At 62.2% G+C, this 3424-nt stretch carries 4 protein-coding genes; all 4 read left to right on the top strand.

Features of this window, described 5'->3' with window-relative positions; translation table 11 throughout:
* On the top strand, nt 1-429 hold a 429-nt coding region (locus EN991_RS28455; RefSeq protein ID WP_164769428.1), incomplete at its 5' end, for a sugar phosphate isomerase/epimerase.
* Between the two features lie 11 nt (nt 430-440).
* On the top strand, nt 441-1583 hold the full coding sequence (locus EN991_RS28450) for a Gfo/Idh/MocA family oxidoreductase (RefSeq protein WP_013529544.1): 1143 nt from the start codon (nt 441-443) through the stop codon (nt 1581-1583).
* 122 nt (nt 1584-1705) lie between these two features.
* Nucleotides 1706-2752 carry an L-glyceraldehyde 3-phosphate reductase gene (mgrA, locus tag EN991_RS28445; RefSeq protein WP_013529545.1) on the top strand — a complete coding sequence of 349 codons (1047 nt, stop codon included), beginning with the start codon at nt 1706-1708 and terminating at the stop codon, nt 2750-2752.
* Nucleotides 2753-2945: 193 nt separating this feature from the next.
* Nucleotides 2946-3350: a Fur family transcriptional regulator gene (locus tag EN991_RS28440; protein ID WP_013529546.1), complete on the top strand. Its 405-nt coding sequence runs from the start codon at nt 2946-2948 to the stop codon at nt 3348-3350.
* The last annotated feature ends 74 nt before the right edge of the window (nt 3351-3424 follow it).

Here is a 3424-nt window from a genome sequence, read left to right as displayed (position 1 = left end):
CGCCTGGCCAAGGTCGGTGATGCCGCGAAAAAGGCCGGCTACGGCTTTGCCTGGCACAATCATGATTTCGAGTTCAAGAAACTTGCCGACGGATCGGTGCCGCAGGACCACATCCTGTCATCCGCGCCCGATGTCAGCTGGGAGATGGACGTTGCCTGGGTGGTGCGCGGCGGCGATGATCCGCTGCCGTGGATCGAGAAACACGGCAAGCGCATCAGCGCCGTCCACGTCAAGGACATGGCCAAGCCCGGCGAGGGGCTGGATGAGGATGGCTGGTCGGATGTCGGCCATGGCACCATCGACTGGGCCGGCCTGATCAAGGTGTTGCGTGCCAGGAGTGCTGCCCAATACTACGTCATGGAACAGGACAACCCCAACGACATCGAGCGTTTCGCCCGCCGCTCCATCGCAGCCGCCAAAACCTATTAGGAGCAATCAGCATGGCAAAGAAACTTGGCATCGGCGTGATCGGCTGCGGCAACATCTCGAAGGCGTATTTTTCGCTGGCGCCGCTGTTCCGCGGCATCGAGATGCGTGCCTGCGCCGACATCAACATGGAGGCGGCCAAGGCGCGGGCGAAGGAGTTCAAGCTGCGCGCCGAAACCGTCGAAGACCTGCTCAAGGCCGACGACATCGACATCATCGTCAATCTGACCATCCCGGCGGTGCACTATGAGGTGTCAAAGCAGATCCTCGACGCCGGCAAGCACGTCTATTCGGAAAAGCCGTTCGTGCTGTCGGTCAAGGAAGGGCTCGACCTTAAGAAGCGGGCGGAGAAAAAGGGTCTGCGCATCGGCTCGGCGCCAGACACTTTCCTCGGCGGCGCGCACCAGCTGGTACGCAACCTGATCGACACCGGCAAGCTTGGCAAGGTCACGAGCGGTACCTGCCATGTCATGGGTCACGGCATGGAGCACTGGCACCCCAATCCGGATTTCTTTTTCCAGCCAGGCGCGGGGCCGGTGCTCGACATCGGACCATATTACATCACCAATCTGATCCAGCTGATCGGGCCGGTGAAGCAGGTCGCGGCCTTCGCCACGACGCCAGCCAAGGAGCGCACGATCAGTTCAAAGCCGCGCGCGGGTGAAAAGATACCGGTCAACACACCGACGACCATCCATGGCCTGCTGGAGTTCGAGAACGGCGCCGTTATCACGCTCAACACCAGCTGGGACGTCTGGGCCCACGGCCACGCGCCGATGGAGCTTTATGGCGAGGCGGGTACGGTGTTTGTGCCGGACCCGAACTTCTTCGGTGGTGACGTTCGCTTCACCGTCGCGGCCAAACCGGTCAAGAAGCTGCCGAACTGGCCGCATCCGTTCGGCGTGCCCAACGAGATGCATTCGCAAGGCATGATGGCCAACTACCGCACGTCAGGCCTTGCCGATATGGCGGTGGCGATCGCGGAAGGCCGGCCGCACCGCTGTTCGATGGAGCTGGCGCTGCACGCCGTCGACGTGATGACCGGCCTGCTGCGTTCCGGCGAAACCGGCAAGTTCGTCGCCATGCAGACCACCTGCGAACGGCCGGCCGCACTTGGCGTCAAGGAAGCCAAGGCGCTTTTGGCGAAGAAGAAATAGGGCAGCACACCTCAACCCTCTCCCCGTTTCGACGGAGAGAGGGTAAGGGTGGGGGGCAGAGCCAACTCGCCGCGTTGTGACGAATGCAGCCGACCGGCTCGTTTCCATTCGAGGATTTTCCGATGCCCTACACGCCCGCCGAAAACCGTTACGAGAAAATGGTCTACAACCGCTGTGGCCGCTCCGGCCTGAAGCTGCCGGCGATCTCGCTGGGCCTGTGGCACAATTTCGGCAACGACACGCCGCATAAGACCAAGCAGGCGATCGCGCGCAAGGCCTTCGACCTCGGCATCACGCATTTCGACCTCGCCAACAATTACGGTCCGCCGCCCGGTTCTGCCGAAACCGCCTTCGGTGAGATCCTGCGCACCGACTTCGCTGCCTACCGCGACGAATTGATCATCTCGACCAAGGCCGGCTACCAGATGTGGGCCGGGCCCTACGGCGAATGGGGTGGGCGCAAATACATTCTGGCCAGCCTCGACCAGAGCCTCAAGCGGATGGGGCTCGACTATGTCGATATCTTCTATTCGCACCGTTTCGATCCCGACACGCCGCTGGAAGAAACGATGGGTGCGCTCGACCATGCCGTGCGCTCGGGCAAGGCGCTCTATGCCGGCATCTCGTCCTACAATTCGCAGCGCACGCGCGAGGCGGCCGATATCTTGAAGCAGCTTGGCACGCCTTGCGTCATCCACCAGCCGAGCTATTCGATGCTGAACCGCTGGGTGGAGGAAGACGGCTTGCTCGACACGCTCGAAGGGCTCGGCGTTGGCTCCATCGTGTTCTCGCCGCTGGCGCAAGGCATGCTGACGGACAAGTATCTCGGCGGCATTCCGGACGGCAGCCGTGCGTCGCAGGGCAAGTCGCTGAAGACAGCCTTCATCAACGACAAGACCATCGCCAACATCAAGGCGCTCGACGCCATCGCCGGCAGGCGCGGACAGACGCTGGCGCAGATGGCGCTGGCCTGGGTGCTGCGCAAGGGGAGGGTGACCTCGGCACTGATCGGCGCCAGCCGGCCGGAGCAGGTCGAGGACTGCGTCGGCGCGCTCAAGGCGCTCGACTTCAGCGATGCCGAACTCGCCGAGATCGACACCTACGCGCGCGAATCCGACATCAATCTGTGGGCGGCTTCTGCCGAGCGCAAAGGCCCGCCGAGGAAATAGGTCCGCTCGATAAGCCGGCAAAGCGAAAAACGGCGGGCAACCTGCCTGTTGCCCCGCTCCGATCGATGTTCTCGGCCGCCTTGCGGGCAGAATGCTGGAAACAGTAGCAAAAATGCCTGTTCGTCGCTATCTGGGGGGACATGGATCGTTTGTGCGCGGCGCAAGCGACGCAAGGCGAGTTGGAAACAGGATCATGGCGGCAAGGGATGTGCTGACGAAAAACCAGCTGTGCGTGCTCGAGAAACTCGAGACCGCCAGCGGACCGCTCAGTGCCTACACCTTGCTCGACCAATTGCGCGAGCGCGGTTTTCGCGCACCGCTTCAGGTCTATCGCGCGCTCGACACGCTGGTGAAGTCAGGTTTCGTGCATCGGCTTGAAAGCATCAATTCCTTCGTCGCCTGCGCCGAGCCGCATGACCACAGCCATTCGATGACTGCCTTCGCCATTTGCGACACATGCGGGCAGGTCACCGAGATGTCCGACCACGATGTCGGCCACAGCTTGGACGAATGGGTGCGCTCCACCGGCTTCGCCGCCAAGAAGGCGGTGATCGAGTTTCGCGGGACATGTGCCAAGTGTTTGGCTGAGGCGGCTTGAGGTGAGTTGATATTCAGATGATGCCGGCCTGCAAATGGCGGCTTCCTGCGCTTCCGGTGCTCACGTACGAAAAG

It is taken from the genome of Mesorhizobium sp. M7A.F.Ca.US.005.03.2.1, from assembly GCF_003997795.1.
Lineage (GTDB): Bacteria > Pseudomonadota > Alphaproteobacteria > Rhizobiales > Rhizobiaceae > Mesorhizobium > Mesorhizobium ciceri.
The sequence above is the reverse complement of the archived record's forward strand: the minus strand, read 5'-3'. Positions and strand labels throughout refer to the sequence as shown.

Excerpts from the sequence above, each read along its gene's own strand:
- EN991_RS28450 (WP_013529544.1), top strand. The coding sequence starts at position 441 with ATGGCAAAGAAACTTGGCATCGGCGTGATCGGCTGCGGCAACATCTCG.
- mgrA (WP_013529545.1), top strand. The coding sequence starts at position 1,706 with ATGCCCTACACGCCCGCCGAAAACCGTTACGAGAAAATGGTCTACAAC.
- EN991_RS28440 (WP_013529546.1), top strand. The coding sequence starts at position 2,946 with ATGGCGGCAAGGGATGTGCTGACGAAAAACCAGCTGTGCGTGCTCGAG.